The organism is Polyangium jinanense (genome assembly GCF_028435365.1).
Window position 1 is genome coordinate 12,672 of record NZ_JAGTJJ010000035.1, and the last position, 19,666, is coordinate 32,337.

The window sequence follows — 19,666 nt, forward strand, 5'->3', positions numbered from 1 at the left end:
GCGGGGTGGATCCGGGCGGCCGACTGGCTGCCGTCGAGGGGTGACGGGGGGCGGGGGGCGCGGGACTGGCTTGCGTCGAGGGGTGACGGGGGGCGCGGCAGGATGGACTTCGTTTCGTCGAGAGGACGCGGCGGGGTTTCGGGCGGGGATCGGGGACCGGCTGCGCGTTGGGGGTCGGCGGGGGCAGAGATCCACGGGACGCGAGGCGTCGCGGGGCGGGGGAGGCAAGCCTCCAAGGGGCGTCGACGTCGCCCCGGCGCAGGGGGCGCCCGCGTGGGCGGGGCGAGGGAGGGCAGGAGGCGGAGGGCCGATCGAAAAGGAGCGTCGAGCGTCGAGGCGGGAAGTCACGCCTCCTCGTAGGCTTGGGGCGTTGCCGGGGCCGAGGGTGCTTTCGTCGAACAGGAAGCCGTTCCCGTCAGGGGAGCGCGAGAAACGCAGCGGACGCTTCCGGTCCGTGATCCCCGACGGCGTGACCGGCGCTGTCGAGGGGTTCCATGGATCGCTCCCTCCGGTCATCAGCACGCACCCCGAGAGCACGTTCGTGGAAGTCAAGGCTGTCAAGGGGGTCGTCAACCTGGAGTACGCCCAGTACCAGATCCTCGGCATGCTCGACGCGCTCTCCAAGTCGCCGGCGGCCTTCTCCACAGGACCCGATCGGGCCTATCCCTCGCTGTACTTCGTCGTGTGTGGTGACACGACGATCGGCACGGACATCGGGGACGTTGCTGCTTCCCGCAACATCCTCGTCTGGGTGTCCCCGGTTCGTGACCACGGGGCTGGCGAGCTCCAGGTATCTCGCCCTTGGTGCATGAACTGCGGAGCCGTCCTTCAAGGCAAGCAGCTCCCTGCCCCCACCCTCGACGGCCCTTCGTTCCATGTTCAGAAGCTGCGCGCTTCGGGCGACCGGGGCCTGGACAAGCCGATCCTCGATGACGGCCTCGTCGGACACCCTGGAACGCCTGGTAACACGCGCCCCCATTGAGAGAAATCCCATGAAGAGCGACCCGCGTAGTCGTCGTCCCACCAACACGAAAGGCTGGGCCAAGTGCTGGTCTGTCAAAAAATCCGAAGTCGAGGCGCTCCTGGCCGAGGAGAAGTGGACGCTGGATCCCGAGCACAGCATTCCTCATCATCCTGCGTATGTCTCCGATCGTGGTGAGCTCCTCTTCGTCTCTGCGAGCGGGAAGGGCCTCCTCTATGCGTCGCGACAGGAGTTGATGGAGAAGAGCGCCGCGCGGGCCAGCGAGCCCCAACCACAGCACGTCCTCGAAGGCAACCTCCCCCAGGGCGCGCATTTCATCGAGGCGGTGCCCTCGCTCATCGACGAGCTCGCAAGCATCCTCAAAATCCCCCGCGAATCTTTCGACAGCTCCTTCGATAGCCTCTACCTCGTGGAAAAAGCCCTGAAGAAGATCCGTCCCAAGAGGCGCATCCTCGAAATCCCCAACCTCTTCCCGGGGCTCGTCGCGTATGCCGGCGAGGTCATGCGCAAGGAGACCGGAGGCGAGTGGTTCCTCACGGAGGTTCACGAGACCACCGGACCGATCTACGAGCCGTATGTCCGTTATGGTCCGGGAGGGCGATACATGAATCCGTGGCTGGAGCTCTACAAGTCGATCACCGAGCCGGGACGCATCTCTCTCCACGTCCTCGCCTCTGTCGAGATCCCGCACCCGGACGATTTGAAGCCCAGGGTGATCGTCGAGAACGAGGCACCCGACGACGACTACGAGTTTTACATGGAGTACGTGGAAACCCCTCAGGGTGGCGCATATCGTCCGGCGATGCGCCGCCGGACCCATTAGCTCGCCCGCGCTTGCGGCGCCGGGCCCGGGGACGGCTGTCACATGGCGTTCGCGATGCGGATCGCCTGGCGGAGCTTTTCGTCATTGGAGTTCCATTCGAACCTGCCCCCGACCGAGCCGGAGGGCTGCCGATCACGGGTTCCGTCGTGCTCGGTGCGGGAGATCGACCACTCGATGATGTACAGGCCGGCGTCGGGCTTGATCCGGATACCGGTGGGGAACGTCTGCCGGAAGGAGGGGGTGGTCGCGAATTGCTTGCACTGGGCGAGCGGCGTGACCTCGGAGAAGGCCTTCTGCTTGGCCTGTTCGGGGGTATGGATCGCGGCGGAGAGGGTGATGGGATGTTCGCCGCGCTGGTCGACGGCTCCCCCCGGTACGTCGATGGCCGACCAGATATCGTAGGCGAACTCGAACTGAGGCTCGAAGGCAAGCGTGCGGAGGTCCGGCACGGAGACGCCCCAGATGACTTGCTCGTAGGCATCCCTATTCCTCATCATCTGGTACCCCCACTTGGGGCGGAACCGGAACTGTCCCTGGATCTTGTGGCAATGGTCCTCGGTCCACACCACCTTGAAATCGCATTCATCGCCGTCGGGATCTTGGATGTAGCCCGATTCTTCCGAAGGCCTCTGTGCCATTGGAGATGGTCCCTTTCCTCGGACCGTGCGGGGTCGCGCGTTCCAACGCTGAGTATGTAGAGGCTGGCACGCGGGGGGCGCTATAGGACCTTGGTCCCATGCCAGGAAGCCTGCCCGTGGTGTACAGGTTCGTGGGCTCTCGTCTTGCCCAGAAAGAGAGATGCTCGCGGAAACCTGGCGCCCTGCGCTGGGTCGGATTTATCCGCTGATGGCTGCGGAATTGGAGATTGCAACGGCGTTGCCGATCGTGGTCTGCGCCCGTGACAGCGACCGGGCAAGCGCAGGACCGCCCCGCGTGATCGCCGAGGAATTGGCAATCGCCACGGCGTCGCCAATGACGGTATAGGCATCACTCATCGAGTCCGCGATGGCCGCTGCGTGGCCCCGGCTGAAGGAGCCCGACCGAGAGACGGCCAGAGCGTTCCCGAGCACGCTCTGCGCCTGTGCCAGCGACTGGCTGATCGCCCCCACACCCGGCCCGGCGACGGCCGCCGAATTGGCTACCGCTCGCGCCTCCCCGAGCGCGGTAATGGCGACCGCAATGGATGTGGAGACGGCGACGCTGACCCCCGGCCGCACGGGTGGATCCGTACGCAGCTCGATGGGCTCCTCGCGCACGGATTCATCCGCGGAGACCACCGATGCCCCACTGAGAGCGAGCAACGAGGAGCCGACGACGATGCCCTTGATGAACTTCATGATTACATCCCCCTGCCCGCCCAGGACAACGCTGGGAGGGCAAGCTCATCGTTGAGCCCAACGGGCGGACGTCCACAGGGGAAAGCGCATGTTCGATCTCGGGAGCCGATCCTCCCGGCATTCGCCTCCGCTGCCGCTGCCGCTGCTTGCGGGACGCGCATTCAAAGCGCTCGTCCGGGTCTGGATGTCGCGGAGACCCTGGGCTACATCGAAACAGTGGACGACGGGCTGCGCAATGCGCTCGACCGATATCATCGGACCGCTGCCATCCACGCCTCTTCCTCCACGGCGAGCCCTATCGCGCGGCGCCGGTCGGATCGGCGAGGCGGGTCGCGATTTGGCGCAGCTCTGCGCAGGTCTGTGACAACTCCTTCGACCGGCGCAAGGGAAGCGTGCTAGGCGTCGGGGCGGAGGAACTCCCGGTTCTGATGGTGCACCCGTATCGCCGCGACAGCACGCCCCCCGAGGCACCGATGCGAGACTCGGCGGAGGACCGGCTCGGCAGGCTTCGCTCGGTCCGCCGCCCCACCAGGCAGAGCGTCGTTTTACCCCTCGTGTTTGCCTCGTGCCTGCTCGTTTTGACCAGCGCCTTGGGCGCCACCGCGGACGGCTTGCGCGGGTTCCTCCTCTCGTTGCCGTTTGGCCTCGCTTGCTTCGCCTTGCTGGCCATCCATGCCATGCGCCAGCGGGACCTCCGCATCGAGGTCCACGACAGCGGTCTCGTCGTCCATCGGGGGCGTGCTCGCGACGTTATCGTCTTCGAGGACGTCGACGAGCTCTGGTTCGAGCTCGAGCGGCGCTACTTGCCGGCCGGGGAGCTGGCGCTCATCCGCGCGGTGCGGCTCGTCGAGCATGGCGGCGCCAAGCACACGGTTCCGCTCTACGTCGAGCTTGGGTACGAGATCACCCGGCATATCGTCCGTCACTGCTCCCTGCCGCTCGCGGCTGACGCGGAGAAGGCGCTGCGCGCGGGAGAGACGCTCACCTTCGGAAAGGTGCGTCTCGACGCCCAGGGAATCATCCTGGGACAGAGCCGCGCGGCGTGGAAAGACCTGAGGCTCGTCCGCATGCAGCCCAGTAGGATTGTGTTTTTCCGAGGACAGACCGTGATTCCGTGGCGCACGGTTTCCGTCGACAAGGTCCCGCATCCCACGGTCTTCATGAACCTCGTGCGCGCCTGCGCGCCACGGATCGAGGTTGACGATCCCCTCGCCTCGCAGATGGAATGAGACCGAGCGGGTGAGCTACATCGAGCGGCCTTTGATTTCGTGAGCCATTTCGACCATGGACGCTCTTGTCGTCTGGATTTGCGCGCTGGAGGCGGGTTACGTGCTCGGAGAACCGTGGCGCGCCTGGGCTGAGCGCCGTATCGAGGAGCTCCCGAGCGCGCCACCATGGCTCGTTCAGCTCATGGACGCATCCGACGCCAGAGAGGCGCTCCACGCATGCTGGGAGGGCGCTGCGGAAACGGCAAACACCTGGTCCGGCGTGGACGGGACGGCGCTGCGGCTCGGCTTCCTCTGGCTCCGGCACGCGGAGGGGCGCATCGCCCTCGCGGATTTGCTCAAAGAGGCGGGCAGGGTGGCGGACGCAGCCAACCACTCGGCGCCGAGCTGCGAGGCGTTCTACCTGCTGCTCGACGAGATGGACGGCGGCGGCCCCGTCGACCTGGCCCCCGGCCCCGGAACGGTCGACCAACGCGCCGCGCTGCTCTTCGCGCAGCATGCGCAGCTCGCTCGTTACGAATGGGAGGAGATTGCGGGTGCGTAGAGGGTTTGACGTTGCTCCCGGGCCGGATACGGCTTACCGGGGTCATCGCCCGGCAGAACACCGGAAGGCATTGGGCGGTGCGGAGGACAGGTCAACGTGCAAAACATGCTCGATCCGAACCCGAGGCTTCGTTCCGAGGCCGAGTGGCGTGCGTTGCTCGGCGGGTTGGTCGAGTCGCTATCGGCGTTCACCGGCCTTCGGTTCGAGTCGACCTCGTGGTTCGTCAGCGACGACCAGCCGGGTCATGCCTGCGCATCCAACTGCGTGAATGTCCGCGGGGTGGTCAACCCGGCCTTGCGGCTCGAGGTCTGCGGAGTCGTGTGCGTCACCGTCAACTTCGGGAAGGCTGCCTGGGCATCCTGTGACCTCCTCTTGTTCGCCAATGGCAAGCGAGTCCTCGGGCCGGGTGATCTAGACTTCGTGTTCCTGCCCTATAGCGAGGCCGGGTGGTCGAGTCGCGGCTGGGTGCAGGATGAGACCGGGGAGTGGGAGTCACATACGACCGACGCGAGGTGGCGCTCGACCTGACAGCGCGTTGCCTATCGCGCGGCGCCGGTCAGATCGGCGAGGCGGGTCGCGATTTGGCGCAGCTCTGCGCAGGTCTGTGACAACTCCTGGGAGCTCTGCTCCGTGTCCTTTGCGGATCGCGTGAGCTCCGTCATCGAGGCATTGACCTGCGCCACGGCCGTCGTCTGGTGCTTCGTGCTGCTTTCGATTTCGCGCGTCGCCATGGTCGTGGCGCTGACCTGCCCGTTGATGCGCTCGAAGGAATCGAGGACATGGCCGAATTCGTCGACGATCGCGGCGACGGCTTTCGTGCCCTCGTTCGTCGCTTTCGTCGTCTGGGTGGTTGCATCGCGGACCGCGTCCGTCAACTGTCGAATGCCACGGGCCGAGGTGCCCACGCGGCTTGCCAGGTTGCGGATCTCTTTGGCGACCGTACCGAAGCGCAGCCCCGCCTCGCCCGTATTGGCGGCCTCGATGGCGGCGTTGACCGAGAGGATGTGGGTCTGTTCGCTGAGCTCGTTGATGATATCGACGATGCCGACGATTTCCTGGGAGCTTTGGCCGAGCGTGCCCATGCGCTTGACGATCTCGTCGATCCTGGCGCGCATGCTGGCGAAGCTCTCTTGGGCGCGTTTGACGACCTCGTCGCCGTTGCGGGCGCTCGCGCCGGTCTCCGTGGCGATGGCGGCGACGCCCCGCGTCGATTCGGCGATTTGCCTGGACGCCGTGTGCAGTGCTTGGAGCGTGGAGCTGACCTCGGTGGCCGCGGAGGACAGCTCGCGCGCGCCGTTCAAGAGCCTCGCGGCGTTCGCCTCCAGATCGGTCGACGAGCGCTCGAGGCCGCGCAGCACCTCGGCGATTTCGCGCGTGAGCGCGCGGCTGAGAAAGAATCCCAGGCCGAGCGCGGCGACGACGAGGGCGAGCGTGCCCCCAATGGCCGCGGTCGCGGCGGTCTTGGCGCGCGCTACCCGCTCGTTGGCGAGCGCCTCCTGGGCCTTGATGAGCTTCGAGAGGGTGAGGACGGCTTGCGCCGCGGGCGGGTTGGTCTCTTTCGCGCGGTAGACCTTGGCCTCGTCGAGCTTGCCCGCGTCGATGAGCTCGAAGTAGCCGGGTCGCGCGCGGGTATAAGCGGCGAACGCGCGATGCCACACGTCGACGAGCGCTCGCTCCTCGGCGGAGAGCGGCAGCGCCGCATAAGCATCGATGTGCTCCGTGGTTTGCGCGATTCGCGCGGAGCTCGCAGCGGCGATCTCTTCGCGGCTGGCGATATCCCCGAGCATGTAATTGGGAAGCGCGAAGCGCAGCTCCCACAAATTACGCTCGGCGCCAGAGAGGTGTATCGATGCCTGCAAGTTCTGGGCGGAGAGCGCCGAGAGCTCGCTCGATACCTGGCGGATGTTCCACGATCCAACGCCACCCACGATTGCGGTGAGGAAAAGAAGGACCCCGAGCAGGCGGCCGATCCTGCCTCGAAAAAGAACTTGCAGCATGGTCACTCTAGATACCAAGTACCGCAAGGGCGCGCCGGGATCCAGGGGTGTGGCGCGAGACGGGGCCGCGCCATCGTCATTCCAGAACGGACAGACGAGCGCGATGTCCGTGTCTGCCGCCGCGTCCGCTCGCGTACCTATTCGTCGACGACGCGAATGGGTATCCCATCGAATTCGGTCACACGCTCGAGAACGGTACACGAATGGATTTCGCTTGCCGCTTCCGCTCCCGCTCGGACGTCGCCGAGCAGCCTGCGATCACGACCGGGAAAAAACGGCGCATCCCCAGGCAAACGAAGGCCCCTCCCGCCGCGTGGACGAGAGGGGCCTCGGATCGGCTCGTTTGCCGCGCTTTTTCACCTCATGGAGGCGTGATCAGGTGCGACTCGTCGTCCGACGTGCTCGCGGCGGCACGCTTGCCGAGCCGCTCCTCGTACCAGCGACGCGCCACGCGGCCGGCCACGTCACGGCTGCCGAGCCCGAAGGCGAGCGCCGCCGCAAGCGCGATCGCGCCGAGCGTCAGGGAGAACGCGAGCGTCACGATCTCCTCGGCGATCTGCAGCTCACGCAGCGCCATGAATGCGCCGAGCGCCAGGATGCCCGCCCGGATCGCGCCCGCTACGAGCGGACGCTGCGACGTCGTCGCCGCCGGCGCCTCGCCCGGCATGACCGTCCCGTTCGTCTCGAGCATCCGCGCGCGCACCCAGTTCCCGAAGAGCAGCGCCGCGCCGAAGATCACCGCCGCCGCCAGCACGTGCGGCAAGTACGCGATGATCGCCGCGATCCCCGAGGCCACGGCGCCGAGCCGCCACGCGTCGGCCGCGTACATCGCCACGATGAGCATCGTCACCCAGAAGACGATCGACGCGCCCCAGCGTGATCCCTGCTCCGTCCGGTCCGCTCGCACCGCAATGCCGAGCTTGTCGATCAGCCGGTCGAAGCCCACCCGGTGCAGGAGCGGCTTCGCGATCGACGCGAGCAGTCTCGCGATGAAATAACCGACGATCAGGATGGCGAGACCCCACAGGAGATCCGGCAAAAACGCGAGGAAGTCGTTCCACGCAGCCCTGAGCCAATACGTGCTCCGATCCATGTTCGGTCCTCCGACCCGGACACGAATGCAATGCGCGGACCGGCTCGACCGGGCGTATTCTTCCGTCCGATCGGCGAATCCCGCCGGCTTCGTCCGTTTCTCCGCGCTCCGTTTTTCGCGCGAAAAAACCGAAATCGAAGCGACGTCAGGAGTGCGGCGCGACGGGCGCGGGCGCGGGCGGCGGCTGCTGCGCCGCCATGTTGCGGCGAATGTAGAGCGCCGCGCCGGCGCCGACGAGGGCCGCGAGCACCACCGCGAGCACCCAGATCGCCGTCGCCGGGCTGCCCGCGGGCTCGGGCCGCGAGGACACCTTTGCCGAAGGAGGAACGCTGTGCGGCGCGGAATGCGGTACGACGAACGCGGGCGGCGGCGTCGGGCGCGGGCTCACCGGGCCGAACGGTGAGATCATCGGCTCGGGCGGCGCGGGGCGCTCACCGGGCGCGAGCGGCGGACGCCCGCGTCCCGTCGAGATGCGCACCGTGGGCATGCGCCGCGGATCGACGCTGCTCGCGATGGCGACCTTGCCTGTCTCCGCGGTCTTCGGCGCGTGGGCCGCGGGGAGCGCTGTCGGGCCCACGTAGGCGCGTGCCTCGCGCTCGCCGCCGCCGACGAGGACGTTGTTCTGGTTCGGAGGGACCGAGGGCCGAAGGACGGGGGGCGGCTCCGGCGACGCCCCTGCCCCGAACGAGGGATCGACGAGATCGCCGTCGTGCTCCGAATTCGAGGGTCTTCTCGCGCTCATGCGTCTCTTCACGCACCCCCTCGTCGCCGCGCACCGTGTCGACGGAAGGACGGGGGCACTTTTTGCGTATCCCAGGCCCAGGAGATCGCCAAGGGGGTATCGCGCGCCTCCGCCACTTTCCTGCCGCTTCTCGGGCGCGGTGGGAGGACAGCCAACGCTCGCGGTATCGCGTGTGCGCTGTCGTCAAGCTTCCGTTGATTTTTGCTCGCGTCCCTTGCACTCTGACGTCTGGCGTCGCGTGGCGCCCACGTCCGCATCGGGCACTTCGCTCCGTGCGTCATGGGGGACCAAAGGGACGCCGCGGTGGGGGAGCCTGCCGCTTTCGGAGCGCCGGAATCCACGGACATGAACCCGCTCGTCCCCGACTTCATCCTGTACCAGGACACGAGGGGGAAGACCGAAGGCAACTTCGCGGCGGCGGCGCTCTTCATCGACATCCCGGGCTTCACGAACCTCACGGAGAAGCTCTTCCCGCACGGTCGCGAGGGCGCCGAGATCCTCGCCGGCACGCTGCGCTTCTACTTCGACCCGCTCATCGGCGCGGTGCACGAGCTCGGCGGGATCATCGTCGGCTTCGCGGGCGACGCGTTCACGGCCATCTTCCCGCACTCGACGGGGCGCAACGTCGCCGAGCACGCGCTCGCCGCGGCGCTCAAGATGCGCCAGTTCTTTTTGAACCGCGCCGTCCGCGCCACGCGCTTCGGCACGTTCCCCTTCTCGTACAAGGTCGGCCTCTCGTGGGGCGCCGTCGAGTGGGGCATCGTCCGCACCTCACCCGAGCGCGCGTACTGCTACTTCCGTGGGCCCGCGATCGACAAGTGCGCCTCGATCGAGCACCACGCCGAGAAGGGCGACATCCTCATGGATCTCGCCATCCAGCAGCGCATCCCGGGCCGCGCCGTCACGCCCGTCGCCGAGGGCGTCCTCAAGCTCGCGGACACCTCCGACATGCCGCTGCCGCCCGTGCCGCGCGTCCGCCCGCATGGCGAAGGCGCGCACTTCGTCCCGCCTGGGATCCGCGACATGCCGCCGCAGGGCGAGTTCCGCCATGTCACGAGCGTCTTCGTCTCGTTTGATCAGATCCCGAGCTTCGAGGAGCTCATCAAGCTCGTCGACGTCGAGGCGAGCCGCTACGGCGGGACGTTCACGGGCGTCGACTCGGGCGACAAGGGCATCAACTGCCTCATCCACTTCGGCGCGCCGATCACGCACGAGAACGACACCGAGCGCGCGCTCGACTTCGCGCTCGGCCTCCGCAAGAACGCGCCGAAGGGGATGCAGATCCGCGCGGGCATCACCCACGGCCTCCGGTACGCGGGCTTCAACGGCGGCACCGACCGGAAGGAGTTCGCTTGCCTCGGCCCCGCGACGAACCTCGCGGCGCGCCTCATGATGAAGGCGCCGTGGAAGGAGCTCTGGTGCGACGGCGAGGTCTCCGTCCGCGCCCAGGGCACGCACCACTTCAAGCCCGCGGGGGATCATCTCTTCAAGGGCTTCGAGCAGCCGATCAGCGCCTACACCCTCGATCGCAAGCGTGTCGCCGTGCAGCGCGAGTTCCTCGCCCGCGGCCTCGTGGGGCGCGAGCAGGAGCTCGAAACGCTCACCACGCACCTCGGTCCGATCTTCGCTGGCGAGAACGCGGGCATCACCTACGTCGACGGCGAGCCCGGCCTCGGCAAGAGCTTCCTCGTCGACACGTACCGCCGCAAGCTCGAGGACAACAAGAAAGACCGCCCGATCCTCTGGATCGACGCGCGCTGTGATCAGACGCTCCGCTCGAGCTTGAACCCCTTCGAGTACGCGCTGAAGGAGTACTTCGCGCAGTCGTCGGCGACGGGCCGCGAGGAGAGGCACGTCAACTTCGATGACGTCCTCGATCGCTTGATCGACCGCCTCCCGGACAGCGAGGCTCAGCTCAAGCGCGAGCTCGAAAAGGCCCGCAGCATCTTCGCCGCGATGATCGGCATCCGCTGGGACGGCTCGGTCTACGAGCGCATGGATCCGAAGCTCCGCTTCGCCGGCGCGCTCTCCGCGCTCTCGCTCTGGCTGCGCGCCGAGAGCCTCCTCCAGCCCGTGATCTTCCACCTCGAAGACGCGCACTGGGCCGACGGCGACTCGCTCGAAGCGATCAGCCACGTCGCGCAGGCCGTGAAGGATTGCCCCGTCGCGATCCTCTGCACCTGCCGCAACAACGACGACGGTAGCCCCTTCCGCATCGAGCTCGACGACAACGTTCCGCAGCACGCCGTGACGCTCGGCCCGCTCTCGCGCGAGAAGCTGCGCGAGCTCGCCGAGGGCCTCATGGGCGGTCCCGTCTCCGAGGTCCTCGCCATGTTCCTGAGCGAAAACGCGAACGGCAATCCGTTCTTCGCGCAGGAGATCATGACGTACTGGCTCGAAGCGAATCAGCTCGCGGGCAAGAAGAAGGAGAAGGAGGACACGGGCGTCTCGACGCCGAGCATTTTCCTCCTCCCGAACGACGTCAACAGCCTGCTCATCGCGCGGCTCGATCGCCTCGAGCCCAAGGTCAAGCGCGTCGTCCAGGCCGCAGCCACGCTCGGCCGCGAGTTCGACCTGCGCATCCTCTCGCGCATGATGGACGACGACCCGCTCCTGCCCGAGCTCGTCCGCGTCGGCGAGGAGCAGTGCATCTGGTCGCCGATGAGCAAAGGTCGCTACCGCTTCAGCAACGTGCTCCTGCGAAACGCGGCGTACGAGATGCAGTCGCGCGCGCGCTTGCAGGAGCTGCATCGCCGCGCAGCCGAGGCCATCGAGAACGCGCACGAGGACGAGCTCACGGGTCAGCTCACGGCGCTCGGGCGGCACTGGCAACGCGCGGGACAACCGAAGTTCGCCCGCCGGTACTTCCTCGCCGGCGCACGCAAGGCCGCCGAGCGTTACGCCCACGGCGAGGCCAAGCGGCTGTACCGCGCCTACTTCAAGCTCACGACCGAGCCCACGCTGGAGAGCGTCGTCGTGCGGTACGAGTTCGGCCGCGACGTCCTCGAGCTCCAGGGGCGGCACGAGGAGGCCATGCAGGAGCACGTGCGTGTCCTCGACGAGGCGCAGAAGCTCGGCGATCGCGCTTCCGAGGCGCTCGGCCTCCTCGGCCTCGGCCGTGTCAACTGGGCGACGGGCCGCATCGAGAGCGCGCGCGCCTTCTACGAGCAAGCCCTCACGACGGCGCGCGAGGCGCAGAGCTTGTGGAACGAGGGGCTCGCGCTGAAGAACCTCGCGGTCCTGCACAAGGAGCAAGGCCGATTCGAGCTCTCGCGCACCTTCTTCGAGCAGGCCCTCGACATCGCACGCAAGGTCGGAAACCGCCGCGACGAGGGCAAGATCCTGGGAGACCTCGCCAGCCTGCACCACCAGCAGGGCCACGTGAACGAGGCCGTCGCGCTCCAGGAGCAGGCCCAGGCCATCGCCCGCGAGCTCGGCTGAGCTCGCGTTTCTTGGGGACGCCGCGCCGGGGCGCTGCCCCGGGCCCCGCGGGGGCTGTTCGCCCCTCGACCCGAACCAGGGCAAGCCCTGGACCATTTGGGGAAGAACTGCGCGATGCGCAGTTCTTCCCACAGGCCGGTGGCAAGACCAGGGACGGCGTTGCCAGTCGCGGCGGTCTTGCTTGGCAGGGCCGCTCGCCGGTCTTGCCTCGACCTGTTCGATGAACTGCGCATCGCGCAGTTCATCGACCCCGGGTCCAGCGCTTGCGCTGGTCCAGGTCCAGGGGCGGATAGCCCCTGGTGGGGCCTGGGGCAACGCCCCAGCGAAGCCGCTCCCCGGGGTTGTGCGCTGGAGGGCGACCATGTGCGCCGCCCTTGCCAGGGGAGCCCCTGTTCGCCGAAGATGACGGCCTCCCGAGCCTCTCTCGACGACGATGGAAGGGCAGCAGAGTCCGCCGATACCTTCGACGCCCGCGCCCTCTGTCGGGCGTGGACTCCGTGGATCGCGCCTCCTCTCCGGCCTCTTCGCGGGCGCCATGTCGGGCACCCTCGTCGCCACGTTCAGCATCACGCTCGCGGCGCTCATCTTCTCGGGCAACCTCACGAAGTACCTGCCGGCGGGCATCGGCATGGCCCTCGCGGGATCGGCCATCATCGGCGCGATCGTCGCCATCGGCAGCTCCTTCCGCCCCGTCATCGCCGCGCCGCAGGAGAACACCGCTGTCGTCCTCGCCCTCGTCGCCTCGGCGATCGGCAGTCACATCACGGCCAAGGGCGGCGACCCGTTCCCCACGATCGTCGCGGTCTGCTCGCTCTCCGCGCTCGTCACGGGTGGCCTTTTCCTCATCCTTGGCGGCCTTCGCCTCGGCACCCTCGTCCGCTTCATCCCGTACCCGGTCGTCGGCGGCTTCCTCGCGGGCACGGGCTGGCTCCTCCTCACGGGTTCCATCTCCGTCATGGCGGGGACCGAGTTCTCCCTCGCGTCCATGCCGCTGCTCCTCCGCGCCGAGGCGATCGTCAACTGGGTCCCGGGCCTCACGCTCGGCGCCTTCTTGACGATCCTGCTCCGGCGTTACCACCACTTCATGCTCTTGCCGGGCCTGCTCGTGTTCGCGGTCGCCATGTTTTACGGCGTCCTCTACGCGGCGGGTGGCACCGTCTCCGAGGCGCTCGATCGCGGCATGCTCCTCGGCCCCTTCCCGAGCGGCGCCCTCTGGCCGCCGATGGCGCCCTCCGACGCGCTACGCATCGACTGGGCCGAGATCGGCGCGAATTCGGGCAACCTCCTCGCGATCACCATGCTCGCGACGATCTCGATCCTCCTCAACGCCTCGGGCCTGGAGATCGCGACCGAGCGCGAGATCGACCTCGATCGGGAGCTTCGCGCGACGGGCATCGCGAACCTCGCGGCGGGCCTCGGGTTCGGCATGGTCGGGTACCTCTCGCTCAGCGAGTCGACCTTGAACCACAAGGCCGGCGCAGAGAGCCGCGTCGCGGGCATCCTCTCCGCGTGCATCTGCGCGGCGGCCCTCTTCTTCGGCGCCTCGGTCTTCTCGTACTTCCCGAAGCCCGTCCTCGGCGGCCTGCTCGTCTTCCTCGGCTCGGGTTTCCTCCTCGAAACCATCTACGACTCCTGGTTCCGCCTCCCGCGCGTCGAGTACGGCCTCGTCGTCATCATCCTCGTCGTCATCGCGTGGATCGGCTTCCTCCCGGGCATCGGCGTCGGCATCGTCGTCTCGTCCGTCCTCTTCGCGGTCAATTACAGCCGCATCGACGTCATCAAGCGTGCGGCTGTTGGCTCCGACGTCCGCAGCAACGTCGAGCGCGGCGCCGGGGACGAGCTCACGCTGGAGGAGCGCGGCAAGGAGCTCTACATCCTCCAGCTCCAGGGCTACATCTTCTTCGGCACCTCCTACTCGCTGCTCAAGCGCGTGCACCACCGCATCCTCAGCGACGATCCTGGCCCCACGCGGTACGTCTTGCTCGACTTCCGCCACGTCGACGGCATCGACTCCTCGGCGGTCCTCTCCTTCGTCCGCCTGCGCAAGCTCGCCGAGTCGAACGGCATCACGCTCGGCCTCACCGACCTCCCGAGCGCCGTCCGCAAGCAGCTCGAGCGTGGCGGATTTGCCGACGGATCGAAGCGTGTCCGCTTCTTCCCCGACCTCGATCACGGCCTCGAGTGGTGCGAGAACTTGATCCTGCGCGCCGCGCCGCCGAGCATGCTCCCGCCGACGAAGCTCGTCGACGAACTCGAAAGTGTCTTCCGCACCCGCGAGTTCGTCTCCGGCTTCCTCCAGTACCTCGAACGTGTCGAGGCACCTGCGGGCTACCAGATCTACCGCCAGGGCGACGTCTCCAAGGATCTCTACCTCATCGAGTCCGGCGAGCTCACGGCTTGGCTCGAGCTCGACGGCGGCAGGACCAAACGCTTGCGCACGATGGGCCCGGGCACCGTCGTCGGCGAGTCGGGCCTCTACCTTGGCACACGCCGCTCGGCCACGGTCGTCACGCTTTGCCCCACGGTCCTCTACCGCCTCTCGCTCGACTCCCTCGAGCGCATGACGCGCGAAGCGCCGCACCTCGCGGCCTCGTTCCACCAGTTCGTCGTTTGCCTGCTCGCCGAGCGGATGGTCCTCGCGACGGGCGCTTCGAAGACGCTCTTCAACTGACGCGGCAGGCGCCATGAAGACCCTCCCGAGGCTCCTCTCTTCCGCGCTGATCGCTGCGGCGATCTTCGCGCCGCGCCTCGCTGCGGCCGACGGTGCGCTCCGCACGGTCCTCGTCATCGACGCCTCCTCGTCGATGCGTGGCACCGACCCGAAGGAGCTCCGCAAGGTCGCGGCCGAGCTCTTCGTCGACCTCACGCGCAACGGCGATGAGCTCGCGGTCGTTGGCTTCGACGGCGCCGCGCGCGACGCCATGCCCACCCTCGTCGTCGTGCGAACGCCCGACGATCGCGCTCGGATCAAGCAGGCCGTCCGCGCCGTCGGCAACGATGGAAACTGGACCGATTTCACGGCCGGCCTCGAAGGCGCGCGCCGCCTTCTCGAGGGCAAACCTCGCGCTCCCGGCGATCAGGACCTCATCGTCTTCCTCACGGACGGCCGCTGCGATCCGGACCCGCGTGGCCCGCTCGCCGACGCCGCGCGCGCGGCCGGCGGCAAGACCAGGGTCGAGCAGGTTTGCCAGACCAAGGTCTTGGACGACCTCGTCCCTTCCCTCGGCAAAACGCGCATCTACGCCGTCGGTTTGTCCAAGAGCGCCCCTCGCGCCTTCCTCGAAGACCTCGGCCGCCGCACGGGTGGCATCGGCGTCGCCACCGATCGCCCTGACGAGCTCCCGCGCCTCTTCGCCGACATCTACGCCCGCCTCTTCGGCAGCCGCCTCTCCGAGGGCGCGTCCGCCCCTTCGATCTCCGTCCCGGTCGACGAAGGCGCGAGCTCGCTCGACCTCGTCCTCGTCGGCCCCCCCAAGCTCGGCATGCGCCTCTTCGATCCGAAGGGCGCGGAGGTCTCCACGGCGGGTGATCGTCCCGGCGTGTATTTCTCGGACAACCCTGCCTACCGCCTCCTGCGCCTCGACGCCCCCGAGCCCGGCGCGTATCGCCTCGACGTCTCCGGCGGCGGCACCGGTGGCCGGTATGCGGTCCTGCAAAACCTCGATTTGCACCTCACGTTCCCGGGTTTGCCCGAAGTCCTCGAAATTGGGAAGAGCGCCACGATAAAACTCCGCCTCGCGACCCCGGGCGGCAAAGCTCCCTCGAAAACCTTCCTCGATCGTCACGCGTTTTCCCTCGTGTCCGTGGAAGGCGCGAACACCTGCGACGACGCGACCCTCGCCTCGGCGGCTCCCGTGCCCCTCCGCTCGCTCCCGGACGGCTCGTTCGAGGCCCCGATCACGCCCTCGAAAAAGGGCGCCTTGTGCCTCCTCGGCCGAATGAGCCCGGGCGAGTCGGGCGTCCTCACGCGCGAGGCCCGCGGCGCCCCGGTCCGCGTCATTCCGCCGATTCACCTGAAAGCTGCCGTCGCCGCGCCGTTTGGCGCGGTCAAACAGGACGGACGCGCCGTCGCCACCATCTCCCTCGAAGGCAGCGAGGTCGGCGAGCTCATCTTCGCCGACCTCGAACACGAGCACCTCGAGAACGAGGGCAACCGCTCGGGCATGAGGCTCTCCGATCGCGACGTCGAGATTGGCCCTGCCACGAAGAAACAATTCGACGTCACCCTCGATGTCGGCCGCGACATGCCCCCGGGCCCGCGCGAGATCACGCTCCGCATCGTCCCCAAGAAGCCGCAGGGCTTCGAGGATCGCGCTGTCTCCGTCCGCGTCCCGGTCACGATCGTCCCGCTCACCTTCTGGGAGCGCCACGGCCGCAACATCCAGATCTTCCTCGTCGCCTTCTTCACCTTCTTCCTCGTCATTGGCCTCATGCTCCCGGCGCGGTTCCGGCGCACCGCGATCCTCCATTACGAAGATCGCCGCGACCCCGACCTCCCGCGCCAGGCCAAGTTCCCGCTCGGGGCCAAGGCGCGGGCGGGTCTTTATCGATCGGCGCGCGTCACCATCGGCCCGATGGGCCCCGTCCCGCGCGGCGGCGTCGTCGAGCTCCGCGCCGGCCCCGGCGGCGCCGTCCTCGCGCGCCCTGCTGCCGGCAAACGCGCGACCGAGCTCCCCCGCGACGACGATTTCAGCGCGGGCGAGCCCCGCGAACCGCGGCTCGTGAACGGCTGGTTCCGCGTTTCGCCGGGCGTGAAATATGCGATCGAGGGGACGGGGCTCGTCTTCTGGTGGAGCCCGCGTTGAACATACAGAGAAAGGTAGCTTAAAATGAATCGATTGGCCTTGGCAGGTTTGCTCCTCATTTCGATGGTCGTCTCGGCCTGCAGCTCGGGCGGCGGCGGCGGAAACGGCGGCGCCGGCGGAAGCGGCGGCGCAGGCGGAAGCGGCGGCGCAGGCGGAAGCGGCGGCGCAGGCGGAAGCGGCGGAAGCGGCGGCGCGGACCCGTTCGCCGATTGCGAGGGACGCCCCTACACCGCGACGATCGTCGCTCCCACGGACGGTGCGACGGGCGTCGCCGTCGACGTCAAGATGCGAATGGAGTTCTCGGACGGGATCCCCGATCGGTTCGAGCAGGTGACGGGGCCGGGGGGCTCGTCCCTCGTGGTCAAGGACATCGGCTCCGATGCCCAGGGTGATTATTCCACCTACGAGCTCATGCCGGCGACCGAGTATACGCTCACGGCGGGGTGGTGGTGTGTCAAGCAGGTTGGCGGCATGACGGACCAGAAAGAGTACGTGCTCGCCACGTCGACGTTCACCACCGCGCCTTGAGCGCCGCGGCCTGGAAAGATCCGCTTTCCACGGCCCTTCCGACTCTGGTACGTTCCTCTCCTCCCGCTCTCGGGCTGAGCATTGGTCTCATCGCAACCCGCCGCGCCGGGGCGCCGCCCCGGGCCCCGCGGGGGCTATTCGCCCCTCGACCCGAACCAGGGCAAGCCCTGGACGTCTCGGGAAGAACTGCGCGCTGCGCAGTTCTTCCCACAGGCCGGTGGCAAGACCAGGGACAGCGTTGCCGGTTGAAATGTCAGCGCGGTTGGTGGCAGGGTCGTTGCCGGTCTTGACTCGGCCTGTTCGATGAACTGCGCGCTGCGCAGTTCATCGACAATCGGTCCAGCGCTTGCGCTGGTCCGGGTCCAGGGGCGGATAGCCCCGGTGGGGTCTGGGGCAACGCCCCAGCGAAGCGGCTTCGAGATGAGACCAATGCTCAGGCTCTCGGAGAGGGGGAAAGCCGCGAAGCTTTTGCGGAGACGAAGGAGGGAGCGAAGGCGGACGGCGTTATTTCTTCAACTTCGCCTTCAGCGCGGCGGCCTGCGCGAGCAGCGCTTGCGCCTGCGCTTCCAGATCCTCGGCCGTCTGGGCTTGCGCCGCTTGCTCCGCGGCGGCCTTGGCCTCGTTCTCGGCCTCTTCCTCCAGCTTCTTCAGGAAGGCCTGACGTTCTTCAAGCTGGGCCAGAAGCTCGGCGATCGACGTCTTGACCTCGTCGATCGTCTCCTCCTCTTCTCGCGGCGGCTCGCTATAGAAGAAGCCATCGGCGAAGCTCGACGTTAGCGTGGCGTGCTGGAACGGCAGCTTGGCGAGGCCGCCGTGCGACTCCTTGCGGGCTCCATTGACCTTGTCGATGAACTGCTTGCGCGCGCCGATGTCGCGGAAATCGCGGTTCTTGCCCTGCGCCTTCTTGCGCAGCTCCTCGGCGCTCTGGCCCGCGGCGACGAGCGCGTCGGCCTCGGGCGCCATGGCGACGAGCGCCGGCACGCCGCATTTCGTGAGCGTCTCGCTCCAATCGGTCATGGATTGCAGCTGCCCGCCGAGCACGGGCCGCCGGAACTTCCCGAGCGGCTTGTTCTTCAAGAGCGCAGTCCGGAGCTGCTTGCGCGTATTGCCGCTCGTGTGGTCGTCGACGGCGCGCGAGACGCGCCCGGCGAAGCCGTCGAGCCCCCCGTCGGCCTTGTCGACCGCGGCCTGCGCGTGCGCCAATGCGTCGAGGATCTCGATCTCCTCGAGGAGGATGAGCTTCCACTGCTCGCGGAGCTCCTGGAAGACGGGCACGTAGGTTGCGGCCAGGGGCTCCTGGACCGCTCGGGAGAAAGTATATTGAAGCTCCCGAAGGAGGGTGAAAAGACCGATGCGATAGCCGAGGACCCGTACTCCCATGGCGGCGACGGTACCAAGCCCCAATGAAGAAGACAAGGGGATCGTACGGGGCGGAAGGGTCGGCGCCCACGGCGGGACGAACCTCGGGCGTCCCGTCGTCCGCGTCGCGCATCGCGGATCGGGGCTCGCGTTTGGCGGCTTTTCATCCATGCGATTGGGAACGAGGTCGGGCTGGGCCGGACGGGGTCCGTTCGGCGGCGCAAGGACGACGGTAGGAAGCAGACGGGGGTGGTCCGGGGGCGAAACAGGGGCGGCGTTCGGGGAAGAGCTGTTTCGCGGAGGAACGAGGGTGGGCGGCGGGCGCCGCCGGGGATGGTTCCCCAAAACCGGTGGCGGCCGGCGGGCGCAGCCGGGGGCGGTTTCGCGCGTACCGCCGGCCGGCGTGTCGCTCCCGGAGCGCTCCCGGAGCCGAACGGGGGGCGACTGCATCGCCATTCGACGGGCGCGGCGCAGATCGGAGGACGCGCGCGCGGCAGGGGCGCGGGTGGGGCGAAATCGGGGCGGGCGTCGGAGGAGAACGAGGGATGTTTTTGCGGCAGAACAGGAGGGCGGCCGTCGGCGAGCATCTCGTTCGGCTCTGCGTGAGAGGAAGATGCGAGGGGGCCGTGGCGAGCGAAGCAGTCTTCGCGCGCCATCTTGGCCGTGCGCCGACGGTTGCCTGAATCTCCGCCCCCTGTTCCGTTCGGACATTGGGTGTCCTAGCAAGCGCTCCTCCCTCTTGCGTGCGTTCCGCGTGTTGAGGCACAAGGATCGCCAGGAACAACGCAG

General features: G+C 67.9%; 15 protein-coding genes. 9 read left to right on the plus strand and 6 right to left on the minus strand.

The window, feature by feature from the left end; genetic code table 11:
* The first annotated feature begins 454 nt into the window (after nt 1-454).
* Nucleotides 455-982 carry a hypothetical protein gene (locus tag KEG57_RS36830; protein WP_272425111.1) on the plus strand — a complete coding sequence of 176 codons (528 nt, stop codon included), beginning with the start codon at nt 455-457 and terminating at the stop codon, nt 980-982.
* A gap of 10 nt (nt 983-992) precedes the next feature.
* Complete coding sequence (locus tag KEG57_RS36835; RefSeq protein ID WP_272425112.1) at nt 993-1,805, plus strand: hypothetical protein; 813 nt, start codon at nt 993-995, stop codon at nt 1,803-1,805.
* Nucleotides 1,806-1,843: 38 nt separating this feature from the next.
* On the opposite strand, the gene KEG57_RS36840 is transcribed toward KEG57_RS36835, so the two are convergent.
* Both KEG57_RS36840 and KEG57_RS36845 read right to left on the minus strand, forming a co-directional pair.
* Complete coding sequence (locus tag KEG57_RS36840; RefSeq protein ID WP_272425113.1) at nt 1,844-2,443, minus strand: hypothetical protein; 600 nt, start codon at nt 2,441-2,443, stop codon at nt 1,844-1,846.
* Between the two features lie 198 nt (nt 2,444-2,641).
* Complete coding sequence (locus KEG57_RS36845) at nt 2,642-3,142, minus strand: hypothetical protein (protein ID WP_272425114.1); 501 nt, start codon at nt 3,140-3,142, stop codon at nt 2,642-2,644.
* A gap of 473 nt (nt 3,143-3,615) precedes the next feature.
* Between KEG57_RS36845 and KEG57_RS36850 the strand changes: the two genes are divergently transcribed.
* The 3 genes from KEG57_RS36850 (at nt 3,616) to KEG57_RS36860 (ending at nt 5,440) form a co-directional block, all read left to right on the plus strand.
* Nucleotides 3,616-4,371, plus strand: coding sequence for a DUF6585 family protein (locus tag KEG57_RS36850; RefSeq protein ID WP_272425115.1), 756 nt, complete (start codon nt 3,616-3,618; stop codon nt 4,369-4,371).
* Nucleotides 4,372-4,426: 55 nt separating this feature from the next.
* On the plus strand, nt 4,427-4,912 hold the full coding sequence (locus KEG57_RS36855; RefSeq protein WP_272425116.1) for a hypothetical protein: 486 nt from the start codon (nt 4,427-4,429) through the stop codon (nt 4,910-4,912).
* Nucleotides 4,913-5,008: 96 nt separating this feature from the next.
* Entirely contained in the window at nt 5,009-5,440 is a 432-nt protein-coding gene (locus tag KEG57_RS36860; RefSeq protein WP_272459368.1) for a hypothetical protein, read from the plus strand.
* Nucleotides 5,441-5,451: 11 nt separating this feature from the next.
* Here KEG57_RS36860 and KEG57_RS36865 read toward each other — a convergent pair whose 3' ends face one another.
* From KEG57_RS36865 to KEG57_RS36875, 3 genes are all read right to left on the minus strand, one after another.
* Nucleotides 5,452-6,909, minus strand: a complete 1,458-nt coding sequence (locus KEG57_RS36865) for a HAMP domain-containing methyl-accepting chemotaxis protein (protein ID WP_272459369.1) — start codon at nt 6,907-6,909, stop codon at nt 5,452-5,454.
* A 361-nt stretch (nt 6,910-7,270) separates the two neighbouring features.
* Nucleotides 7,271-8,002, minus strand: coding sequence for a mechanosensitive ion channel family protein (locus KEG57_RS36870; protein ID WP_272459371.1), 732 nt, complete (start codon nt 8,000-8,002; stop codon nt 7,271-7,273).
* 145 nt (nt 8,003-8,147) lie between these two features.
* On the minus strand, nt 8,148-8,744 hold the full coding sequence (locus KEG57_RS36875) for a hypothetical protein (protein WP_272459372.1): 597 nt from the start codon (nt 8,742-8,744) through the stop codon (nt 8,148-8,150).
* A 345-nt stretch (nt 8,745-9,089) separates the two neighbouring features.
* Between KEG57_RS36875 and KEG57_RS36880 the strand changes: the two genes are divergently transcribed.
* The 4 genes from KEG57_RS36880 (at nt 9,090) to KEG57_RS36895 (ending at nt 17,518) form a co-directional block, all read left to right on the plus strand.
* A complete protein-coding gene (locus tag KEG57_RS36880; protein ID WP_272425121.1) occupies nt 9,090-12,185 on the plus strand; it encodes a tetratricopeptide repeat protein in 3,096 nt (1,031 codons plus the stop codon).
* 535 nt (nt 12,186-12,720) lie between these two features.
* Nucleotides 12,721-14,856 (plus strand): SLC26A/SulP transporter family protein, encoded by a 2,136-nt coding sequence (locus KEG57_RS36885; RefSeq protein ID WP_272459373.1) that lies wholly within the window; start codon nt 12,721-12,723, stop codon nt 14,854-14,856.
* Between the two features lie 13 nt (nt 14,857-14,869).
* Nucleotides 14,870-16,990 carry a vWA domain-containing protein gene (locus KEG57_RS36890; protein ID WP_272425123.1) on the plus strand — a complete coding sequence of 707 codons (2,121 nt, stop codon included), beginning with the start codon at nt 14,870-14,872 and terminating at the stop codon, nt 16,988-16,990.
* A gap of 24 nt (nt 16,991-17,014) precedes the next feature.
* Nucleotides 17,015-17,518 carry a hypothetical protein gene (locus KEG57_RS36895; RefSeq protein ID WP_272425124.1) on the plus strand — a complete coding sequence of 168 codons (504 nt, stop codon included), beginning with the start codon at nt 17,015-17,017 and terminating at the stop codon, nt 17,516-17,518.
* Between the two features lie 504 nt (nt 17,519-18,022).
* On the opposite strand, the gene KEG57_RS36900 is transcribed toward KEG57_RS36895, so the two are convergent.
* A complete protein-coding gene (locus KEG57_RS36900; RefSeq protein ID WP_272425126.1) occupies nt 18,023-18,898 on the minus strand; it encodes a hypothetical protein in 876 nt (291 codons plus the stop codon).
* Nucleotides 18,899-19,666 lie beyond the last annotated feature (768 nt).